We start from the raw sequence: 19,914 nt of genomic DNA on the forward strand, positions 1-19,914 counted from the left end.
TATGTCGGGGATGAGAAAGGGGCTTGCCAGCCTGGGCGCCTGGTTAATCAATTACCGATTGTGGGCGGTCTTGGCACTGGTGATCGGGGTCTTCCTGTTATGGCGAGGCGGGGACCCGGGCAGCCAGATCGGCTTTGTGTTGCTGATTGTGGCGCTGGTACTCGGGCTGTTCACCCTGATCCGATGGGGCATACGGCGCTGGCGCGAACGGCGGGCCACCCGGGATATCGACGGTTTGATGAACGAGCAGGCCGAGCGGGCGTCACGCAATGCAAAGGCCGAGGATCGCGGTGATATCGAGGAGGTGCGCGGCCGCATGCAGGAAGCGGTCAAGGCGATCAAATCATCACGTCTGGGCGTTCTCAAAGGAAAGGCGGCGCTTTATGAGCTGCCGTGGCATGTGATCATCGGCAATCCGGCGGCGGGGAAAAGCTCCGCCATTCTTAATTCCGGGCTCAAGTTTCCCTTTGAGGATAATCGCAACAGCGTGGTGCAGGGGATTGGCGGCACTCGCAATTGCGACTGGTACTTCACCGCCGAGGGCATCGTGCTGGACACCGCCGGGCGTTACTCGGTGGGCGGTGAGGATCGTGGTGAGTGGCTGTCTTTTCTCGACTTACTGAAGAAACACCGTCCGCGCGCCCCGATCAACGGCATCATCATCGCCGCCAGTATCGCCGAATTGTCCGGTAACCGTCCGGAGTTCGCCATCGAGCTGGCCCGCAATCTGCGCCAGCGGGTGCAGGAGGTGACCGAGCGGCTGGAAGTGTTCGCGCCGGTGTACGTGGTCTTTACCAAGGCCGATCTGATCGCTGGTTTCATGTCGTTCTTCAGCGGTCTGGACCCGTCCGAGCGGGAGAAAGTGTGGGGCGCCACCTTGCCCTATGATCCCCAGGCGCAGGTGGACGAACTGTCGATCTTCGACCAGCATTTCGATGAGCTGGCGGAGGGGCTCAAGGAGATGGGGCTCTCTCACATGGCGATGCAGCGGGGCAGGGAAGTGGCGCCGGGTTTGCTGACCTTGCCGTTGGAATTCGTCAGCCTTAAGCCGGTATTGCGTACCTTTATCGCCAGTCTGTTCGAGGACAATCCGTACCAGTTCAAACCGGTGTTCCGTGGTTTCTACTTCACCAGCGCCCTGCACGAAGGGGAAACGGTACTGCATGCCTCCGAGCGGATCGCCGACGAGTTTTCCCTGGCACCGCGACAGGACAAGGACGAACCGGTAAACGGCAAGCCGGATCAGGCTCATTTTCTCAAGGACCTGTTCCGCAAAGTGATCTTCGCCGACAAGGAACTGGTGCGCCAGTATTCCAGCCCTTACCGGACCCGCACGCGCTATGGCGCTTTTCTGGCGGGGGCTTTGGTGGTGGCGGCTCTGCTGGGTACCTGGGCGTGGTCCTACACCACCAACCGGCAATTGGTGGCGAACGCCTCCCGTGACTTGCAGCAGGCGGTTCAGATCCAGGAGGGGCGGCTTGATCTGCAATCTCGCATTGATGCCTTGCTGTTGTTACAGGACCGTTTGGAGCAGTTGCGCCAGTACCGCCGTGACGGCGGTATCACCACAGCCATGGGGCTTTATCAGGGCGACAACATCGAAGCCGCTTTGTGGCGGGAATACTTCGCCGGCATGGATCAGGTGATGGTACGGCCGACCCGGGCCCGGTTGGAGGAATACCTGGGCAAGGTGGTGGCGAACGCGGACCAGCTGTCCATGGAAGAAAGCAGAGAGGAACCGCGCACGGCCTTGTACGTGCCGCCCTCGCCAAAGGATCCGGCCGAGGCCTATAACGCGCTCAAAGCCTATCTGATGCTCGGCGATCACGGGCGGGTGGAACAAACCCATCTGGCCAACCAACTGACCCGTTACTGGCGGGGTTGGCTCGACGCGAACAGGGGCCAGATGAGCCATGAGGATGTGGCGCGGGCGGCGGAAAAGCTGATGACGTTTTATGTCGCCAGCGCCGGCAAGCCGGGGTGGCCGGAAATCGACACCCGGGTTTCTCTGGTCAACGATACGCGCCAGGCATTGCGTGGCGTGATGCAAGGGCAGCCGGCGATGGAGCGGGTGTTCGCCCAGATCAAGGCCCGCGCCGCCGCGCGTTTCTCCACCATCACGGTGAATTCCCTGCTGGCCGGCGGCAACGGGGAGAATCTGCTGAACGGCAGCTATGCCATTTCCGGGGCCTTTTCCCGGGAAGCCTGGCAGGACTACATCAAGGACGCCATCCACGAGGCCGCCAATACCCAGCTCAACACCACGGACTGGGTGCTCGACACCACCGAGCAGAGTGACCTCTCTCTGGCCGGCAGCCCGGAACACATCGCCCGCCAGCTCACCGCGCTCTATAAGCAGGAATATGCGGCGCAATGGCAGCGCTTCCTGCGTGGCGTCAGCGTGGCGGGTTTCTCATCCGGTTTTGACGACGCCGCCAGCGCCATGAACCGGCTTGGCAACAACGAAAACTCCCCGCTGAAGGCCCTGCTGCAGGCCGTGCATGAACAGACCGTCTGGGATAATCCGAGAGCACTGTACGCCCGGGTCAGTGAGCGGTCGGAGCAGAGCAGCGGTATCATCAACTGGTTCAAACGCGTGATCCTGCGTCGTGCTCCGGCGGGCATGTCCGGAATGTCCTTCGAAATCGATAAAAAAACCGGCGAAGCTATGCTGCCGCCGCTGGGGCCGGTGGGCAAAGCCTTCGAAGGGTTTGCTCAGCTGATGGAAAAACGGAGCGGGCAGGCCCCGGTCATTGATGCGTATTTCCAGGCTCTGGCGGCAACACGGTCCCGTCTGAATGACATCAAAATGGCGGAGGTGCCGGGCCCCGGCGCCCGTACGCTGATGCAGGAAACGCTGAGCAATCAGGGCTCGGAGCTGAGCTCCGCCTTGCGGCTGGTGGACGAGCAGTTGCTCACCGGACTTGGCACGGAAGAGAAGCAGGCGCTCAGACCGCTGTTGTTGCAACCGCTGACGCAGACCTTTGCGGCGCTGGTTCCGGCGGCCGAGAATGAGATCAATCGGACCTGGCAAGCTCAGGTATACCAACCGTTTGATCAGGGCATCGGCCAGCAATTCCCATTTGATCTGAGTGCCGATGACGATGCGCCAAAGACCGAGGTGGCGGCGATCTTCGGTCCCTCCGGTGCCATCGCCACCTTCAACAAGGACGCGCTGGGAAGCCTGGTAATTCAACGGGGCAACGTTTTGACACCCCGTCGCTGGGCTGGAATGGGAATCCGTCTGTCACCCGAGCTGGTCAGCGGCTATGGCGATTGGGTGAGTGGTCAGAGCGGTGGTGCCGGTGAAGCCGATGTCACCATCTTCCAGATCCTGCCGGCGCCGGCCATCGGCGCGGTGGAGTACGTGCTTGAAATCGATGGCCAGTCGCTGCGTTACCGCAATACGCCGCCGCAATGGGAAACCATGCAATGGCCCAATCGCGGCGCCACCCCGGGCGCCACCTTGGTGGCCACCACCAGCGATGGGCGGCGGGTACAACTGGCCGACTTCCCCGGAGAAAACGGCTTTGCTCAACTGATGGACGCGGCCAACCTGGAGAGCCGCTCGGACAGCAGCACGGTGACCTGGAGCAAGGGTACGGTGTCCATTTCCATGGAAATGCGCACCGTGCGTCGGGCGGGTTCCGGCAGCGACAGTGACAGCTGGCAGCGCGGATTGAAGCTGCCTCGAATCGTTGCCGGAGAAGGCGCGGATGAGCGGCTTGTCCGCCAGGGAGGCGAGGATGAGTGATACGGTGGAAACGCAAACCGTACAGGCGGGATACTTCGGCAAATTGCCTTCCCGTGGGGACTTTGTGCGCAGCAGCGATCAACATCGCCTGATGTCACTGTTGGACCGTTGGGCAGCCAGCAGCCTGGACCAGTTCAGCCACAATCCGGACTGGAAAACGCTGTACGACCAAGCGCCATGGCTCCACTTCGCCTTTCTCGGATCACGTAGCCAACTGGCGATTGCCGGCCATATGCTGCCCAGCAGCGACGCTTCCCAGCGCCGCTATCCCTTTCTCTCCGCGCTGCGTTTGCAGGTGGCGGATACCGCCGGCTTCATTGCCCGCAGCCCGCTGGCGCTGTTCCCCGTCTGGCGGGAGTTGGCAACGGAATCGAGCCGGGCAGTGCATAGCACGGACCCGGCCTCCGAACTGGCCGAATTGGGACAGCGGAATTTCACGGTGGAGATCCAGCCGCAGACCTACGAAGGCCGTTTTCAACAATTGTTGGAGCAGGAAACACTGGCCGGGCTGGAGAAGAGCATGCATCGGGCCGGACATCCGATGGTGGCGCTTAAACGGAGCCTGCCTGCACTGGGTCTATTGCTGCAGCCGTTGATGAGCCAGCAACAGGTGAGTATTGACAAGGGTCTGATTCTGCCCCTGCCCGCGGAGGCGCAAGCGCAGGCGCTGACCGCCACCTGGTGGCTGGATATGCTCACCGGTTTTGTTCGCCGTGGGGATTTCGAGTTGGCGGTGCTGATTCGCGGTGGCGAGGTGCCGGCGATGATCATCGGCTTCAATGGCGCCGATCATCAGATACTGCGTTCGGTATGGGATCCGAATGTGGCGGAATCCCATCTGATCGCCGTGCAGGACGCCGACTGGGTTGAGGACTATATGGCCATGAACGTCAGCTTGAACCGGCTCGCCAGCTACATCGACCGTGGTGACCTGTCGCTGGGCAGTGCCCGGCGTTTTTTCATGGAAACCTTTCTCGGGGGTGAAATATGAGCTGGCGCAAAGGGGTATTGATGTTGCTGTGCGGCGCCTTGATGCAAGTGTCGTTCGCGCAGGAGGCGGAGGAGGTTCCGGAGAAGCCTGCGTTGCCACCAGTGGTGGCCAAGGGCGTGGTCCCGGATCAGGCTACCCGGGCGGCGGTGTTGGAACGTCTGCACGAGATTTACGGCGCCGAAAGGGTGGTGGATCGCATCCAGGTGGAAGCGGTGCCCGCCCCGCCGAATTGGGGCCAGTACGTGGCCAATATGTTGTCGCCGGAACTTAAATCAATTCGCGGCGGCGAGATCAATATCGAAGGCCAGAGCGTCCGCATCACCGGTGAAGTGGATAACGAAGCTCAGCGCCAGCGCGTGGCCAGTGCCTTGAGTATGGCGAGCAGCCGGGATTACACGGTGACCAACAGTTTGCGGCTCGGTGAGTCCCGCCAGCAACGCCTGGACGATACTCTGGCGGATCGCTTGATCCGGTTTCAGAGCGGCAGTGACCAGCTGACGGTTGACGGGCGGCGCATCCTCGATGAGATGGCCGAGGTGATGCGCGATATGGGAGACGCCCATGTCCAGATTATTGGTCATACGGATAATGTCGGCCGCCGTCAGAACAATGTGGCGTTGAGCTATGCCAGGGCCGACGCGGTGCGCCGTTACCTGATCGAGCAGGGCGTGCGGGAAGATGGTCTGGGGGTGGTCGGCAAGGGGCCGGATGAGCCGGTGGCGGACAATGCCACGCCCGAAGGGCGGGCGCGCAACCGGCGCATCGAATTCCGCATTCTCTGACGGCGCTCGGAAAGCGGGATCAGTTCATGTCCTGATCCCGCTCCACATCCAGCAATTCTTCCACCTGCGACAGTATGCCGTCGTCCTTGATCACCGTTTTCAGCCATTGATGCAGAGGCATCTCGCCCCAACGGGCGGCGCGTTCGGCCAGGTAGGCCACTGGGCTGTGCGGTTCGGTGCGGCGAAAGAACGCCGCCACGTCCCGCAGCTGTTCCAGTGCCTGTTGTCGTGATTGGATCGGGCCGCCAGGGCTGGCCGCCGGTGTGGCGGAAACGATCGGAGGATTGGGATCGCCAATACCGACCTCGGTGTCGTCGCCGGGAACGTCCACATTGGCATCCCGGGCAAAGCGACGGGCGGTTTGATTCAACAGGGTCAGCAGATCCTCGGCGGCGCTGAAGCTGGGGCCATCCACGCCCAGATGCCGGTCCACCGCATCCCGCAACTCGCGTAGCGCGGCGCCGCAGTCGGGGATTTCCTCAAGCAGGCGCCGATAGTAATCCGCTGAAGTGTCCCGCCGGGCCGCCTGCAACTGATCCTGGTCCGGATGGGCGCCGGGATCCTGCTCGGCATTTTCCGCCCGGGAAAACACCGTCTCGAAATCATTAAGCCCGAAGCGCCCCTGAGGCGAATTCACCAGGGGCAGGGTGCGCAGCCACTGCTGCGACTGAGTCAGCAGCCAGACCAGATTGCCCACCCTTTCTTCGGTGTCGCCCTGGTCCATCATCGGGTACACAGTGTCCCAATAATGATCACAGAAATAGGCGATCAGGCGATAGCCGCCGGCCAGCCCGGCGAATCCATGCAACTGGGTATTGGCTTCGGTGAGCCAGGACGCCACCCGTAAATCCTTGGTGCGATTCTGTAGTAACTCGCGACACAGTTTGGCGGCGCCCGGCCAGTCCGCGTATTTGATATCGGTGACCCATTCCCCCTGATCCAGAGTCGGATCGTCGGCGCGCCTGGCTTCCTGAATGGCATCGAATTCCATCGAAAAGGACAGGTCGTCACCGGCGGGGGCGTCATCTCGAATTGGGCTGATCAGGTCTTGCCAATGATCCATAACGGGGCACGACTCCGTGGCGTTCGCCGCTTCAAGGCAGCGTGATGGTGATGTGCGCGGTGCGCTCCGGCATTTGCACGATGTTCTGGTAAGCCGCCAGGCTGGTTTCGGTCTGTTGATTCAAGGTCAGACGCAAACCGAAAAACGCCAGTACCGCGAAGCCGGCCAGGAACATCAACGGTAACCAAAGCGGTACCACCCGGCGGAGGGTATGGCGGACATTGTCCGGTGGTGCCCAGTGCGGGGCGAAGCCGCTGCGTTGTCCTTTCAGGTAGGCAATCTCATCGCCAAGACGGGCAATCAGGTAACCCAGCTTTTCGGTGCCATCAAGCCGGTACTTGCCTTCGAACCCCAGCAGCAGGCAATAGTGATAAACCTCCAGTGAGGCCAGCCTGGGCGCGCCCTGGGCTCGTAAATCTTCCAGATAATCAAAAAAATGCTGACCCGCCAGATGATCGCCAAACAGACGCAGTTGCAACGGATGGCGTTCCCATTCATCGCGGAGGCGGGTGGGTTGCGAAAGGATGACTTCGTCCACCGCCGCGCAGAAAGCGTATTTGGCGGCATAGATGTCTTCGGAAGCGATGCTGTTTTTCATCGCGCTGCGTTCCACCCCTTCCAGAAAGCTCTGAATCTCACTGGCAAAGGTGTCGGCCTGACTCGGTAATTGGCCCCGTTTCAGCAGCACCAGCAAATAGAAGCCGTCAAACATGAGGTCCAGCAGGCGTCCGCCAGCGACGGTATCCCGTGGCGCGGTACCGGCATCCGCTGGCGCGGCGCCGGTCAGGGAAGGACGTGCGGAGAGAGAAGGGCCTTCGGTCATGACGTCACCGCGATCAATTCAAGTTTCAGGTCCTGTACGCCGGTGGGGACATAGACCATCACCGATTGTCCCTTGAGCATCCGTTCGTACAGCGGGCCACGGGGCTCCAGGGAAAAATAGTAGCTGCCGGGACGGACCGGGATGGCGGCGGGAATCTGACTGGCATGGATCAACTTGACCCCGGGCATGGCGGCCAGAACGCATTTCTCCACATCGTCCGGCGCGCCCACTTTGAACCGGACCGGCACCGTTTCCACCAGCTCCTGGCCGGGCATATCCGCGGCGACGCCAAGATAAAGCGCGGTCTGAGCGTCAATCCGCTGAGAGTCCAGCATGCCGCGATGATAAGACGGTTTGATTTCGGCCAGCGGGATGGCGAAGTGACGAGTGGAAATAACTGTGTCGAGCAGATCCCGCACCAGATGGAATAGCGCCGCGAAGGCCTCATCCGGGGCGTCGTGACGGTACTGGGGAAGATCCGCCAGGCTGTGCTGTGTCGAGTAGGTCAGCAGATTCCCGGCCAGTCGCAGTAACTCCTGGTAGAGCCGTTCCGGGTGGAATTTGGGCTGGGCGAAGAAATGCGACAGCGTGGCGTAGGCGGTATTGGCGGTATGCAACAGCCAGAATGACGCCACGTCCGAAGAGCGAAATTCGATCAATCCCTGAGAGGCTTGGCGTTGCTGATTGCCAAGGGCCTCGGATTTGGCCTGCAGGGCATCCAGCAGTCCACGCAACTGACGAGACAGATAATCCGAGGCGTCCAGGTGGAGGCACGGCGGCATGAAACTGTCGTCCAACTCGAACCCGCCCGTGGAGGTGCGCTTGACCCGCAACAAAGGCACGGTCAGATAGCGGTCGCGCGGGGTGTCATCGGTAAGCAGCCGCACGGACTTTTTCAGATAGGTCAGCTCCGCCTGGGCGGAATCGGTGTACAGATCGGTGGTCCCCATTAGCGTCTGCGTGAAGCGGGCGTTGCCGCCATCGTCATTGCAGTTGCCGCCATGCTCCTTGAGCAGAGGCAGAGCCAGATGAATCACCGTGCTGGACACTCCGGCGGGGAGTTCTTCCAGACGTAAAGGATCGGGCAGAGCGTCGGCATCGGGTGCCTGGTAAATTTCGCCGTCCGGGAATACCAGTGACAGTTCCAGAATACGAACGGCTCCACTTTCAAGGGCGCGCTGGTCCAGGCGGATTTGGCGAATGCCCCAGGGGTAGGGGTGCAGGCTTTGCGCGACATGATGAAGACGCGCTTCGTGGTAAGTGTCCTGACGTTGAAAATGCTGTGGGCGGAGGAACAGACCTTCCCCCCAAAGTACCTTCGACATGCGGCTGACATGCGACACAGTATCGTCCCTTGATATCAATCCGGCTCCGCGCGGTTAGCGTCGGGCTTCATCCTTAATTGACTGTCCGCGCAAGACTACCGGCCCCTTTCGGGGGATGCAATGGATAATGGAATCCGCGTTGGCAGTGGTTTCAGCGCGGCAACGCGGGGCATCTCACGGCCACCAGACTGGCGGGGTCACCAGTGGGCGTCCGGATCAGGCCGGTGCCGTTGCTGGTCACCGCGCAGGCGTGGAAGCCCAGAGTAAGCCCGGACTTGATAACGGGTTTCTCGGTAACGTCAAACGCGAAGCGCCAACGCTCTCTCGCCGGAGAACGAAACAATCCCACCACACCGATTGCTTTCGCCTGTTCCGGAACACGGGCTTCGATCAGGTGATGGGCGCCCGGCGTCAAGACCACTTCACTGACACTGATCAAGTCATTGCGCAAGGCGCGAGCCTCGGCGTCGTCATCGAGAAAATCCTGCAACGACGCCTGGTAAAAACGTTCGGTGTCGCGCAAGTGATAAATTCGTACTACCAGGGAGTAGGCCTGATAACCGGTGCCGGCGTTCAGATTGTCGCCGCCATAGAGGCGAACCGGAATGACGGTTTCCTCGGGGGTATCAGAACCAAGCAGGGCGCAGCCTTGCAGCCATATCAGCAAAGCGGCCAGGAGAATATTTTTTGTGAACTGGTTCAAAAAAACAGAACAACGTGGAACCGGGAGATACATCGTATCCATACGTAGAAAGTCCTGGTTTTATCCTGAAAGAAGCGGTGTTTCCAAGGCATGCACTTTAGCAGCTTAGTTCCGTCCGGCCCAGTGGATCGATAGCCGTGATGCGGTGCAAAACAATGGTGCGATGTGGGCTCGCTTGACAGGTCGGACACGCCCACTATACTCGGCCCAATTGGCCATGCCGTTGTTTTTCGTCACAAAGCTGACATTCATGCGCGCTAGCATGAATATGCAGGTGAGTGGCTACGAACGGCGGTAACCACCGATCGAGCGGGGATGCTTATCACGTTTGTGGAGATCGGAAGGCCTTTTAATGAGAGCAGGGACGACACAGAGTACGATGTCCAGGGACTGGATTAATACCTCATTTTTCTTTTCCCCTGAATTCACATCACTCAAGCGCCTTAGCGCTGACTCGCCGTTCTCCTGTTGCTCTTTGATTATGGTTCGTCCGTATGCCGGCAAGGCGGGCATGGACGGAAAACATAACCTTAGAAGACACAGAAGATGGTATTGAACAGGGAACGCCTAATACGTCTTGTCACGGTAGCGATCATGCTTGCCACGCTGAGTGCTTGCAGCATGATGTCCGGTCGCAAGTCCGCCGAATATGGCGAACAGATGGGGCGTGCCGAAGGCGCGCTGAGCAATGACAAGGTGGACGCCGCTCTGGTGTCGTTCGCCAACGCCGCCAAAGCCGATCCCACTCGCAAGGAACCCTGGGTTCGTATGGCCCAGATCCAGTTCGATCGCAATAACTACGCCCACGCCATCGTCGCCGCTGAAGAAGCGCTGCAGCGCGATGGCCGTGATCTTATCGCGGAAGGCATCCTCACCTTGAGTGGTTTGCGTATCGCCAGCCAGTCCCTGCAGCGTCTCGGTGAACGCGATGCACTGGGTTCCGAAACCGCGCGCCGCGAAGCCAGGGCTCTGGCGGAAACATTGAAAACCGCCATTGGCGAGGAGCCGGTGGTTGACGACGAGGAGGATGACCGCAGCGCCAGGGCCAGCCGTCCGGCGCCGCGTCCGAAACCCCGTGTCAGCGCGCCGCCCAAACCCAAGACAACGGTCAGCAAACGCAGCGCCAACGATCCGTTCAGTGGTATTGGCGGCGACTGAGTCCCGCCCCGTCGATTCAGCCAGGAGATAACTCCATGTCCAAGAAGGATAGCACTCAAAAACGTCTTCAGAAGGTACGTCCGCCGCGAGTACAGCTCACCTATGACGTGGAGAAGGGCGATGCCATAGAACAGAAGGAACTGCCCTTTGTCGTCGGTGTTCTGGGCGATTTCAGCGGCAATCCGGAAGAGCCGCAGCCGAAGGTCAAGGACCGCAAGTTCGTCAATGTGGACATGGATAACTTCGACGAAGTGATGGAAGGCATGGCGCCACGGGCGGTCTACCGGGTACCGAACAAACTGACCGAAGAGGGCGGTGAGTTCGGGGTCGAGCTGAAGTTCAAGTCCATGGAAGACTTCCGCCCCGAAGCGGTGGTTGAACAGGTGGAACCGCTGCGCCGTTTGCTGGAGTCCCGCACCAAATTGGCGGACCTGCGCAACAAACTGATCGGCAACGAGAAGCTGGAAGACCTGCTTTCCGACGTGCTGAAAAACACCGAGCAACTGAAAGCGCTGCGAGAAGACAGCGGCGCCGACGACGATCAGGAGTGATGACCATGGGAAAAGAGGTGGCAAGCACTAATGAGGCGGGAACGGTAACCGAAACCGAAGGCCTTCTCGACCAGATCGTCGAAGAGAGCCGGGTGGCGAAATCCGATGAGGAGCATCGCCGGGCCAAGGATATCATCTCCGAGCTGGCGAAAGAGGTCATGGAGGGCACCGTGGTGGTGTCCGATAACCTCAACATGACGCTGGACGCCCGTATCGCCGAGCTGGATCGTCTGATCTCCGAGCAATTGAGCGCGGTAATGCACGCACCGGAATTTCAGGATCTCGAGAGCACCTGGCGCGGGCTGCATTACCTTTGCGAGCATACCTCCACGGGCTCAATGATGAAGATCAAGGCGTTCAACGCCAAGAAGCAGGATCTGATTCGTGACTTCAACTCCGCCATCGACTTTGATCAGAGCGCTCTGTTCAAGAAAGTCTATGAAGAGGAATTTGGTACCTTTGGTGGCGCCCCGTTCGGAACCCTGATCGGTGACTACGCCATTGGCCGGCAACCTCAGGACATGTACTTCGTGGAGCAGATGTCCCATGTGGCCGCGGCGGCCCATGCGCCGTTCATTACCGCGGCTTCGGAAGACATGCTGGGACTGGAAAGTTTCACGGACCTGGGTAAGCCCCGGGATCTCGCCAAGGTGTTCGATAGCGTGGAATACGCCAAATGGCGCTCCTTCCGCGACGGGGAAGACAGCCGCTATGTGGGGCTGACGCTACCGCGCTTCCTCGGCCGTTTGCCCTACAACCCGAAAGATGGCACCACCGTCGAAGGATTCAACTTCGTGGAAGAAGTGGATGGCGCGGATCACAGCAAATACCTGTGGTGTAACACCGCCTATGCCATGGCCACCCGGCTTACCGCGGCATTCGAGGACTTCGGCTGGTGTGCCGCCATTCGTGGCGTCGAAGGTGGCGGGCTGGTGGAGGATTTGCCAACTCATACCTTCCGTACCGACGATGGTGAGGTGGCCCTAAAATGTCCCACCGAAGTGGCGATCACGGACCGCCGCGAGAAGGAACTGAGCGACCTTGGTTTTATCCCTCTGGTGCATTGCAAGAACACGGACTATGCCGCGTTCTTCGGTGCTCAGTCGGCGCAAAAGCCGAAGAAGTACAACACCGACGCGGCCAACGCCAACGCCATTCTCTCCGCGCAGCTGCAATACATGTTCGCGGTCTCCCGCATCGCCCACTATCTCAAGGCGATGATGAGAGAGAAGATCGGCAGCTTCGCCTCGGCCGGCAACGTGGAAGAATTTCTTAACCGCTGGATTTCCCAGTACGTGCTCCTTGACGATAACGCCACTCAGGAAGCCAAAGCTCAGTACCCACTGCGTGAAGCCTCCATCCAGGTCTCGGAAGTGCCCGGCAAGCCGGGCTCCTACAGAGCAGTCGCGTTCATCAGGCCGCATTTCCAGCTTGATGAACTGTCTGTATCGCTGCGGCTGGTGGCGGAGCTCCCGGCTTCCGCCAAAAAGTCATAGCGATTTCACGGGGTCCGGTATGGCGGGGTGCCGTTACCGGACCGATTAACGAGTTGCCGTAAGAAGGGGCAACGAAAATGGGCGGCCATAGCCACCTAGATCGCATGAAGGAAGGAACTTGACATGCAACATGCATTTTTAACCATCGATTCCATTAAGGGCGAATCCGGTGACGATAAACATCCAGGATGGATCGAAGTCCACTCGTTCTCGCAGGACATCCTGCAGCCGCGAGCTCCCACCGCGTCCAGCTCGGGTGGTCAGACCGCGGAACGGGTGAGCTTCGGCCCCATCGAAGTGGTCAAATCCATCGACCTGTCCAGTACCGTTCTGAGCCAGGCCTGTTCCAACGGGACCACTTTCGCCAAGGCCGAGATTGATTTCATGCGGGCCGACAAAGACGGCAACGCCATCAACTATTACAAGATCGAACTGAAAAACGTTCTTGTACACCGTGTGACCACCACCATCGGTGAAGATGGCATGCCTCAGGAAGTGGTGCTTCTCAGCTTTGCCGCTATCCGTTGGACCTACAACCAACAGAAGCCGGAAGGTGGCACGGGCGGCAAGACCGTCGGTCAGTGGAACCTCAACAAAAACGCACCTCAGTTCTGATGTGCGGCGATGGCGCCCGACCGGGCGCCATCGCACTTTTGGCCGCACCAAACCAGGGAATGGGCGGTGAGACTGGCGCAATCCCGATAATGTCAGAAGTCAGGGCGAAAAAGGGGATGAGCGTGAAACGATGGGATAAGGGATTGGAACCCAGTCTGCTCGACAAGTTGTTTGATGACGCGCCGAAGCAGCCGGGCGATCAGAATATCTTTAAAGCGTCTTCATTAGGGCAATACAAGGAAACCGTGGCGAGGGACCTGGAAGGTTTGCTCAATAGCCGTATGGCGTTGTCTGAAACCCTGTTCGATGCCTTTCCGCAATGCCGGAAATCCCTGATGGTTTATGGGCTGAGAGACTTTTCCGCCATGAGTCTGGTCAACGCCTATGACCGGGCGCTGATCTGTCGTTCCCTGGAGGATGCGATTTCCCGTCACGAGCCCCGATTACACGATGTCACCGTCACCCTGGATGAAGGTAATGCACCGGGTGGCGGACTGCATTTTACCATTCACGCCTTGTTGGATATCCGTCCGGCGCGGGAGCCTGTCAGTTTCGATGCGATGCTGCAGCCCTCGACGCTGCAGTACTCGGTGAGCGGATTCCGCCGTAACGCCAGGGTATCCTGAACATGCGTGATCTGCTTCCGTATTACGAACGGGAACTCGGCTTTCTACGCCGGTATGGCAAGGAATTTGCCGAGCGTTACCCCAAAATTGCCAGCCGTCTGCTGCTGTCGGCTGACGTCAGTGAAGATCCCCATGTGGAACGGCTGATTGAGTCGTTCGCATTATTGAGCGCGCGTATTTCGAAAAAGCTCGATGATGATTTTCCGGAATTCACCGATGCGCTGCTTGACGTGCTGTACCCGCACTACTTGCGCCCGTTCCCGTCATGTTCGATTGCCCGCTTCGATGTCGGAAACGCCCTGTCGACACTCAGCGAGCCACTACGCATTCCGCGGGGCACGGCGCTGCGTTCGCGGCCGGTACGAGGGGTAAATTGCCGCTTCCGCACGGCCTATGATGTCACGCTGGTGCCGATTGTGTTGACCGAGGCCGTCTACCGCCCGGTAATGCGGGCTCCAATGGCGATGGGCGGCGTTGGCGCGGGGCAGGGCCAGCTTTCTCTACGATTCGAGCTGGCCTCCACACAGTTGTCGTTCGACACGCTTGGCGTGGACACCATAAGACTGTTCACCGACGGCGAGCCTTCCTTCTGTGCCGCGCTTCGCGACGCGCTTGCCTATGGCATCGGCGCCACCTATGTGGAAGCGGACGACAGCGGACGATGGTTCGCGGTGGACCAGACACCGATACGGCAGGTCGGGTTCGATGACGAGGAATCCTTGATCGATTATCCGAGTCGCTCCCATCCGGCTTATCGTCTGCTGACCGAACTGTTTGCCTTTCCGGAAAAATTCGGTTTCTTCGATCTCGATATAAAATCGCTGTCGTCCATGGCATCCGGCAGTTTTACCGTCCATTTCGCGCTGGATGCGCCGCACACCGACGGAGAGCAACAGCAGTTGCTTGAGGGGCTCGGCAGGGACAATGTGCTGCTGGGATGTTCACCGGTGGTGAATCTGTTCCGCCAGCGGGGCGAGCCGATCCACGTGCATGAACGCCAGGCCAGCTATCCGGTGGTGGCCGACGCCCGCAATGCCTTTGCTCACGAGATTTACTCCATCGACACGGTGAAACGGGTGCGGCAAACGCCGTTGGGAGAGGATATCCAGACCTTCCGCCCGTTCTATTCCCTGCACCACGGTGAGGATGCCGGCGGTGAGGGGCTTTACTGGATGGCCAGACGGGATGAGGAGCTGGCCGAACAGAGCCCTGGTTACGAAACCGAGATCACCTTCGTCGATCTGCGTTTCAATCCGACCGTACCCAAGACGGATGTGGTGGGTCTGGACCTGACCTGCACCAACCGGGATCTGCCCAGCCACCTGGCCTACGGTGTCGGTGGCGGCGATCTGACCATGGAAACCGACACTTCGGTGAAAAGCATCACCATGCTGCGCAAACCTTCGCGCCCGCGCCGATTCATCGGCGGCAGAAATGCACACTGGCGGTTGATCTCCCATTTGTCCCTCAATCATCTTTCGATTGCTGGCAGCGGCCTGCCAGCGTTGAAAGAGATGCTGTCACTTTACGATCTGTCCTCGGCGGCGGTGGCACGACGGCAGATTGAAGGGCTGATCGAGGTGCAGCACCGTCCGGTCACCAGCTGGTTACCGGGCCGGCCTTTCGCGGCGGTGGCAAGGGGAGTGGAAATCAATCTCACCATTGATGAAAGCAGCTTCGTCGGCACCGGGCTGTCGGCTTTCGTGGCCGCCCTGGACCGCTTCTTTGGTCTTTATGTCCATGCCAACAGCTTCACCCAGTTGAACATCCTTTCCCGTCAAAGCAATGAGGTACTGATTCAATGCCCTCCCCGAAGCGGCGAATCGACGCTGGTATAGCCCAGCAGTTGCTCAGTGAGCCTCACCGCTTTGGGTTTTTCCAGTCGGTGCGGATCATCGAGCAGTTGTTCAGGCGCCAAACGCGCAGCGCGGATGACGACGCGGTGGCCCGGCACATGCGCTTTGGCAGCAGCCTGTCTTTGGGTTTTCCCGCCAGTGAACTGGAGAAACTGGAGGCCTGGTCGGAAGAAGGGGAGCGACTGGACCGGCCCGGGGCGGTGGATTACACCCTGACCATGGAAAAACTGGGCAAAGTCCAGTTGACGCCGAGTTTCATGGGCCTGCTTGGCGTCAAGGGCGCCTTGCCCTGGCATTACGGCGAATGGCTGCATGAGCGGGAGATTTTTCAGCGAGACCGGGCCGCCCGCGCCTTTCTTGATATTTTCACCAACCGGGCGGTGGCGCTGCATTACGGGGCCTGGAAGAAGTACCGGCTGGCGATCCAATATGAGTTGGATCAACGAGAACGCTTCCTGCCCTTACTGTTGTCGCTGGCCGGCGTCGGCGTACCCGGGCTGCGAGACCGGTTGAATGAGGCTCCGGGCGCGATTCCGGATCAGGCGGTGGCCTTCCATGCCGCCACGGTGGGGCAGCGGCCGGTGGCGGCGGTGCAGATGCAACGTTTGTTGGCCGATTACTTTCAGGTGCCAATCAAAGTAGAGCAGTTCATCGGCGCCTGGTATGAGATTCCCGAGCAACAGCGCACCCGTCTGGGGGCGAGTAATGCCCGGCTTGGTGTCGGCGCCGTGGCGGGCGAACGGGTTTGGCAACGGGACCTGAGGATGCGTTTGGTGGTGGGACCTTTGGCGAAGGACAGCTTTGACGCCTTCCTGCCCGGTGGTGAAGCCGCCCAGGCGCTGGAAAAGTGGTTGACCATGCTGACCGGCGCCAGCCTTGAGTATGAAGTTCGCCTGGTGCTGAAAGCGGAAGAAATTAACGGATGCCTGCTGGGTGATCCGGAGCGGGGCGGGCGTCTCGGCTGGGACGGGTTCCTGTCCACGCGCCAGGATGCCGGCATCCGCACGGATACGACTTACGGTATCCATACACTTCAATGAAGGACGCAACGATGACCGGCAAGGAGCGTAAGCCGCGCCATGAGCATTAACCTGAAAACACTGATCAGCAAACTCAACGACCGCTGCCGGCAGGCGGCGGAGAGGGCCGCCAGCCTGTGCATGGCCGCGGGACATTACGAAGTCGATCTGGAGCATTTGTTCGTGGCGTTGCTGGAGCAGCCACAAAGCGATCTGGTTCTGGTAGCACGCCGTAGCGGCATAGCGCCGGATGCACTGGAACGAGACCTTCGCGTTGAGATGGAAAGACTGAAAACCGGTAATCAGCGTACCCCGGTGTTCTCTCCGCATCTGCCGACACTGTTCGAACATGCCTGGCTGCTGGCCTCGCTGGATTCCGGCACCACCCGTATCCGCAGCGGGCATCTGTTGCTGGCGTTGTTGACGGAACCGGACCTCTCTCGCCTGGCGCAACGCAGTTCCGCGCTATTTACCCGGTTTGATCTGGAGCAACTCAAGCACGACTTCGACAAAATGACGGAAGGGTCGGAGGAAGGGCATCGTGATGCACCTCTGACGGAAGACGCGCCCAGCGAGGAAGGCGAGGGCAAAGCGCTCGGCAAGACGCCGGCTCTGGATCAGTTCACCCAGAATCTCACTGACCGGGCCCGGGAAGGCGCCATTGACCCAGTCATCGGCCGTGATGGTGAGATCCGTCAGTTGGTGGACATCCTCATGCGCCGGCGTCAGAACAACCCGATCCTCACCGGTGAAGCCGGGGTGGGCAAAACGGCGGTGGTGGAAGGGCTGGCGTTGCGGATCGCGGCCGACGATGTGCCGGAACCGCTCAAGGGCGTGGCGTTGCACGTCCTTGATATGGGCTTGTTGCAAGCCGGTGCCAGTGTCAAAGGTGAGTTCGAGAACCGGCTCAAGACGGTGATTGACGAGGTCAAGAAAAGCGCCCATCCGATCATCCTTTTCATCGACGAAGCCCATACCCTGATCGGTGCCGGCGGCCAGGCCGGCCAGAACGATGCCGCCAATCTGTTGAAGCCGGCACTGGCCCGCGGCGAGCTGCGCACCATCGCCGCCACCACCTGGAGTGAGTATAAGCGCTACTTCGAAAAAGACGCGGCGCTGGCCCGGCGCTTCCAGGTAGTGAAGGTGGATGAACCCAGTGAAGACCTGGCCGCTGCCATGCTGCGTGCCATGGTTCCATTGATGGAGCAGCATTTTGGTGTGCGCATCCTCGACGAAGCCGTTACCGAGGCGGTGAGATTGTCGCACCGTTACATCAGCGGCCGGCAACTGCCGGACAAGGCGGTATCGGTATTGGATACCGCCTGCGCCAAAGTCGCGCTGGGGCAGGGCGCCACGCCCGCCGCTATCGAGGACGCCGACAAATATCTTCAACGCCTGGACCAGGAAATCGCCGCGCTGTCCCGGGACGAGCAGGCCGGGGCCTCCCACGGAGAACGCCTGGCGGATTTGGAAAGCGAGCGGGCGGAGACCCAGGACCGCATCGTTACTCTGCGGGAACGTCTCGACCGGGAAGTGGCATTGGTACAGAGCATCCAGCAGCGACGGGATGGCCGGGAGGAGGCGGCGGCCGCTGGCCAGGCCGGTCCCGATCACAGTATCCCCGAGCTGTTATCCCGGTTGCGGGAGGTGCAAGGCGAGACGCCCATGGTGCCTTTGCAAGCCGACGGCTCGGTGGTGGCGGAGATCGTCTCCAATTGGACCGGGATTCCCCTGGGCCGCATGGTCAAGGATGAGATCGCGACCATTTCCAATCTGTCCGCTCTGTTGGCGGAGCGGGTTACCGGACAACAGCATGCACTGGATGCCATTGCGCAACGGGTGCGCACCGCCACCGCCAGGCTGGAAGATCCCAACAAGCCCAGAGGCGTGTTTCTGTTCGTCGGGCCCTCCGGCGTGGGTAAAACCGAAACCGCGCTGGCACTGGCCGACATTCTCTACGGTGGCGAGCGCAAGCTGATCACCATCAATATGAGCGAGTATCAGGAAGCGCATACGGTTTCCGGCCTGAAAGGCTCGCCACCCGGGTATGTGGGTTACGGCGAGGGTGGGGTGCTGACCGAAGCGGTACGCCGCAATCCCTATAGCGTGGTGTTGCTGGACGAAGTGGAGAAGGCGCATCCGGACGTACTGGAAATGTTTTTCCAGGTCTTCGACAAGGGCGTGATGGACGATGCCGAAGGGCGCGAAATCGATTTCCGCAACACTCTGATCATTCTTACGTCCAACGTCGGCTCCTCGCAGATCATGCAATCCTGTCTGAACCAGGAAGCACAACAACTGCCCGACCCGGAGGCACTCCATGAACTGTTGCGGCCGGCGCTTTACAAGGCCTTCAAACCCGCCTTCCTGGGACGGCTCAAAGTGGTGCCGTACTACCCGATCAGCGATGACGTCCTGGTCCGCATCATCGAGATGAAACTGGACCGCATCGCGCGCCGGGTGGCGGAGAATCATGGCGCCCTGTTCGAATGGGACGACGCCTTGGCGGAATCGGTGCTGGCCCGTTGCACCGAGGTGGACAGCGGCGCTCGCAATGTGGACCACATTCTCAACGGCACGCTTTTGCCGGAAATTGCCGAGTCCGTCCTCGCCGCCATGGCCGAGGGCGCTAAAATAGCCAGTATCCGGGTGACCGCGGATGACAACGGTGATTTTCAATACACGGTAACGCCGGAAGGCGTGCCGTCAACCGGAGCCGAGTCTCCACAAATCTTGTCCTTTCATCACAGGAGTGAATCATGACCGTCTATGGAGTGGATCAGGAAAAAACCACCGCCAACTGCGACGCGGGCCCCAGTATCGGCCGGAACAGGCCGTTGGATGAAGTGCGCCGCTGGCATCGCGTGGCCCCGGGGCATGTGGTCGAGTTGCTGGTGGAATCGCCCATCGAACAGCGTCATCAGGCACGTCAACTGCTCGGCATGATGGAACACATGCCCTGGCGGATTCAGGCGCCGGCTCAGGCACAGGATCGGGCCGGGCGGCTGGTCAGCAACGTAAGATTGATCGTGCTGACGATCGCCGGCCGAAATCACCAGTTGCATTGTTCCGAATCCCCTTCGCTTCAATTGGAGCGGATCTCGGCGTAACCGGGAGCCGGATGGCGCTGCCTTACGCGGAGTGAGGCAACG

The 19,914-nt window shown here is 60.1% G+C and carries 16 protein-coding genes; 12 read left to right on the forward strand and 4 right to left on the reverse strand.

Features of this window, described 5'->3' with window-relative positions:
• Position 1: 1 nt before the first annotated feature.
• The 3 genes from tssM to B5T_RS10775 are packed head-to-tail and all read left to right on the forward strand — an operon-like array spanning position 2 to position 5,527.
• Positions 2–3,754: a type VI secretion system membrane subunit TssM gene (gene tssM / locus B5T_RS10765; RefSeq protein WP_014994530.1), complete on the forward strand. Its 3,753-nt coding sequence runs from the start codon at positions 2–4 to the stop codon at positions 3,752–3,754.
• The gene (gene tagF, locus B5T_RS10770) at positions 3,747–4,745 is read left to right on the forward strand and encodes a type VI secretion system-associated protein TagF (RefSeq protein ID WP_014994531.1); all 999 of its coding nucleotides are present in this window, start codon (positions 3,747–3,749) and stop codon (positions 4,743–4,745) included. Before tssM ends, tagF begins: the two co-directional genes overlap by 8 nt.
• Complete coding sequence (locus B5T_RS10775; RefSeq protein WP_014994532.1) at positions 4,742–5,527, forward strand: OmpA family protein; 786 nt, start codon at positions 4,742–4,744, stop codon at positions 5,525–5,527. The genes tagF and B5T_RS10775 overlap by 4 nt, the downstream gene beginning before the upstream one ends.
• A gap of 19 nt (positions 5,528–5,546) precedes the next feature.
• Here B5T_RS10775 and tssA read toward each other — a convergent pair whose 3' ends face one another.
• The 4 genes from tssA to tssJ all read right to left on the reverse strand — a co-directional run bounded on the left by tssA (position 5,547) and on the right by tssJ (position 9,441).
• Positions 5,547–6,590 carry a type VI secretion system protein TssA gene (gene tssA / locus B5T_RS10780; RefSeq protein ID WP_014994533.1) on the reverse strand — a complete coding sequence of 348 codons (1,044 nt, stop codon included), beginning with the start codon at positions 6,588–6,590 and terminating at the stop codon, positions 5,547–5,549.
• A gap of 31 nt (positions 6,591–6,621) precedes the next feature.
• Positions 6,622–7,413 carry a type IVB secretion system protein IcmH/DotU gene (gene icmH, locus B5T_RS10785; RefSeq protein WP_014994534.1) on the reverse strand — a complete coding sequence of 264 codons (792 nt, stop codon included), beginning with the start codon at positions 7,411–7,413 and terminating at the stop codon, positions 6,622–6,624.
• On the reverse strand, positions 7,410–8,738 hold the full coding sequence (gene tssK, locus B5T_RS10790; protein WP_041716981.1) for a type VI secretion system baseplate subunit TssK: 1,329 nt from the start codon (positions 8,736–8,738) through the stop codon (positions 7,410–7,412). Before tssK ends, icmH begins: the two co-directional genes overlap by 4 nt.
• Before the next feature lie 151 nt (positions 8,739–8,889).
• Positions 8,890–9,441, reverse strand: a complete 552-nt coding sequence (gene tssJ, locus B5T_RS10795; protein WP_041717501.1) for a type VI secretion system lipoprotein TssJ — start codon at positions 9,439–9,441, stop codon at positions 8,890–8,892.
• A 594-nt stretch (positions 9,442–10,035) separates the two neighbouring features.
• Here tssJ and B5T_RS10800 point away from each other — a divergent pair.
• The 9 genes from B5T_RS10800 (at position 10,036) to B5T_RS10840 (ending at position 19,872) form a co-directional block, all read left to right on the forward strand.
• Entirely contained in the window at positions 10,036–10,599 is a 564-nt protein-coding gene (locus B5T_RS10800; protein WP_085942839.1) for a tetratricopeptide repeat protein, read from the forward strand.
• A 35-nt stretch (positions 10,600–10,634) separates the two neighbouring features.
• Entirely contained in the window at positions 10,635–11,150 is a 516-nt protein-coding gene (gene tssB / locus B5T_RS10805) for a type VI secretion system contractile sheath small subunit (RefSeq protein ID WP_014994538.1), read from the forward strand.
• Positions 11,151–11,155: 5 nt separating this feature from the next.
• Complete coding sequence (gene tssC, locus B5T_RS10810; protein WP_014994539.1) at positions 11,156–12,646, forward strand: type VI secretion system contractile sheath large subunit; 1,491 nt, start codon at positions 11,156–11,158, stop codon at positions 12,644–12,646.
• Between the two features lie 123 nt (positions 12,647–12,769).
• Positions 12,770–13,261 (forward strand): Hcp family type VI secretion system effector, encoded by a 492-nt coding sequence (locus B5T_RS10815; RefSeq protein WP_014994540.1) that lies wholly within the window; start codon positions 12,770–12,772, stop codon positions 13,259–13,261.
• 116 nt (positions 13,262–13,377) lie between these two features.
• A complete protein-coding gene (tssE, locus tag B5T_RS10820; protein WP_014994541.1) occupies positions 13,378–13,887 on the forward strand; it encodes a type VI secretion system baseplate subunit TssE in 510 nt (169 codons plus the stop codon).
• Between the two features lie 2 nt (positions 13,888–13,889).
• A complete protein-coding gene (gene tssF / locus B5T_RS10825) occupies positions 13,890–15,725 on the forward strand; it encodes a type VI secretion system baseplate subunit TssF (protein ID WP_014994542.1) in 1,836 nt (611 codons plus the stop codon).
• Positions 15,689–16,783, forward strand: coding sequence for a type VI secretion system baseplate subunit TssG (gene tssG / locus B5T_RS10830; RefSeq protein ID WP_014994543.1), 1,095 nt, complete (start codon positions 15,689–15,691; stop codon positions 16,781–16,783). Before tssF ends, tssG begins: the two co-directional genes overlap by 37 nt.
• A 39-nt stretch (positions 16,784–16,822) precedes the next feature.
• On the forward strand, positions 16,823–19,525 hold the full coding sequence (gene tssH, locus B5T_RS10835; RefSeq protein WP_014994544.1) for a type VI secretion system ATPase TssH: 2,703 nt from the start codon (positions 16,823–16,825) through the stop codon (positions 19,523–19,525).
• Positions 19,522–19,872 (forward strand): hypothetical protein, encoded by a 351-nt coding sequence (locus B5T_RS10840; RefSeq protein ID WP_014994545.1) that lies wholly within the window; start codon positions 19,522–19,524, stop codon positions 19,870–19,872. The genes tssH and B5T_RS10840 overlap by 4 nt, the downstream gene beginning before the upstream one ends.
• Positions 19,873–19,914: the final 42 nt, after the last annotated feature.

Origin of the sequence: Alloalcanivorax dieselolei B5 (assembly GCF_000300005.1) — a bacterium.
Taxonomy (GTDB): domain Bacteria; phylum Pseudomonadota; class Gammaproteobacteria; order Pseudomonadales; family Alcanivoracaceae; genus Alloalcanivorax; species Alloalcanivorax dieselolei.